The following is a 2,258-nucleotide window of genomic DNA, read 5'->3' as shown; positions in this document are numbered from 1 at the left end:
CGGAACAGCTGCCGGTTTTTGGGCGGACGGCGCCGAGGTGACGTCGACCTGGTCGAAGCCGGCGGCGATGACCGTCACGCGCGCCTCGTCACCGAGGGCGTCATCGATCACGGCACCGAAGATGATGTTGGCTTCGGGGTGCGCGACCTCCTGCACCAGGCGGGCGGCTTCGTTGATTTCGAACAGGCCAAGATCGGACCCGCCCTGGATCGACAGCAGGACGCCATGGGCACCGTCGATGGAGGCTTCCAGCAGCGGCGACGCGATGGCCAGCTCCGCGGCCTTGACCGCCCGGTCCTCCCCGCGGGCGGAGCCGATTCCCATGAGCGCGGAGCCGGCGCCCTGCATGACGGACTTGACGTCGGCGAAGTCGAGGTTGATCAGGCCCGGCGTCGTGATGAGGTCGGTGATGCCCTGGACACCGGACAGCAGGACCTGGTCAGCGGAGCGGAAGGCATCGAGCATGGAGACATTCCGGTCGCTGATGGAGAGCAGGCGGTCGTTCGGAATGACGATGAGCGTGTCGACTTCGTCGCGCAGGGTCTCGATGCCGCTCTCGGCCTGGTTGGAGCGCCGCCGGCCCTCGAACGTGAACGGACGGGTGACCACACCGATGGTCAGGGCGCCGAGCGAGCGCGCAATGCGGGCGACGACAGGGGCGCCGCCGGTTCCGGTGCCGCCGCCTTCACCGGCGGTGACGAAGACCATGTCCGCACCGCGGAGCACCTCTTCGATCTCCTCAGCGTGGTCTTCGGCTGCCTTGCGGCCGACTTCGGGGTCAGCCCCGGCACCCAGGCCGCGGGTCAGCTCCCGTCCGACGTCAAGCTTGACGTCCGCGTCGCTCATGAGCAGAGCCTGCGCATCGGTATTGATGGCAATGAACTCCACGCCGCGGAGTCCTACCTCGATCATCCGGTTGACGGCATTAACGCCACCGCCGCCGATGCCGACGACCTTGATGACGGCCAAGTAATTTTGCGGTGCTGCCACGTCCTGTGTCCCTTGTTCGAAATCTCTGCTCTGTTCTTGTTCCGCCAGGCCGGAGCGAGCCGCCAGCCCATCGGTTCACCTGCACCTAACCCTAACCTTCAGGTTGAAGCTTAGAGTTATGTCAAGTAACTTCTAATCCGAGACGCTAGGCTCTTAGCTGGCCTCATGCAATGACCGCCTCCGCGTGTCGTCTGAACTCTATTTGGTTGCTTCATCGCGTCACCGGGCGGGTCGGCGTGGAGACGTCGTAGACCTGGATGCCGCCCTCCGGCTGCTTGGCCTTCAGGAGCGCCTCGAAGACTCTCGCCTTCAGCTCCAGCTGGTCCGCATTGCCCCAGATGACCTTCTTTCCGTTGGTCAACTGCAGCTCCACGGAGTCCACGGTCTTGGCTGACGCATGTTCCAGCTTGGCCAGGACATCCTGGGGCAAGGCCGCCAGCACGGCTGTCAGGGTACGGAAAATCTCCGGGTCTTCGCCGGCAGTGCTGCCGTCGATCAGCGGAAGTTCGGCGTCCCCCCGCTTGCCCACGGTGGCCAGCCGCTTGCCGTCGGCGTTGATGAGCGCGAACTTCTTCCCGGTCTTCAGCACGGCCACGGGCACATGTTCAACCACCCGGACGCCGAGTTCGGACGGAGGCTTGGCTTCGACGGCCACGTCGTCGACGGCAGGAAAGTTGGTGAGCAGGGCCTTGACATCCTGGTCGGTGACCTGCGGCAGCGGCTTGCCCTTCAACGGTTGCAGCGCCTCCACCAAGGCTTCCTTCCTGGTCAGGTCGGTGCCGCTCACGCTGACCGTCTGTATTGCCAGCACCGGAGAGAAGACGAGCACCGCCAGCAGCGCAATGAACAGCACCACGGCGGTGACCCCGCCGATCCACAACCGCCGGCGCAGCTTTCGGCGCGGTGATTCGGGAAAGGCGACAATTGTCCGGCTTTTGGATTCCGCGGACGACGGCGTCACCGCCTTGCGCTGCTTTCCTGCCTTGGCGGCCGGACGGGCGCGTGCCGCAGGTTTGGCTTCGGCTGTCTTCCTGCCGCGAGGGACCGCGGGCGTAGCGGACTTTCCCTCCCGCTTCGGCAGGGGCGCCGAGGGATCCTTGGTCGCGCTCGTCGAACGGTTTTCCGCGCCCATGACCGAGACCTTCCCGGAGTTGATGCGGATACTGCCGGTCTCAGGCCCGTGGGAGCCTGGCTCCGGGGTACGCTGCGCGCTGGCCGGTGGTCGCTGGCCTGCGCCGCTCGCCGGCGAACCCTGGCCGGCTCCAGCC

2 protein-coding genes are annotated in these 2,258 nt (G+C 66.0%); both read right to left on the bottom strand.

Annotated features, from left to right (window positions below):
• Positions 1-990: cell division protein FtsZ (gene ftsZ, locus D477_RS19870; RefSeq protein ID WP_005274562.1), on the bottom strand; the 990-nt coding region annotated here is incomplete at its 3' end.
• 211 nt (positions 991-1,201) lie between these two features.
• The coding region (locus D477_RS19865; protein WP_005274560.1) for a cell division protein FtsQ/DivIB at positions 1,202-2,258 on the bottom strand (1,057 nt) is incomplete at its 5' end.

Source organism: Arthrobacter crystallopoietes BAB-32 (assembly GCF_000328305.2).
GTDB lineage: Bacteria > Actinomycetota > Actinomycetes > Actinomycetales > Micrococcaceae > Crystallibacter > Crystallibacter crystallopoietes_A.
The sequence above is the reverse complement of the archived record's forward strand: the minus strand, read 5'-3'. Positions and strand labels throughout refer to the sequence as shown.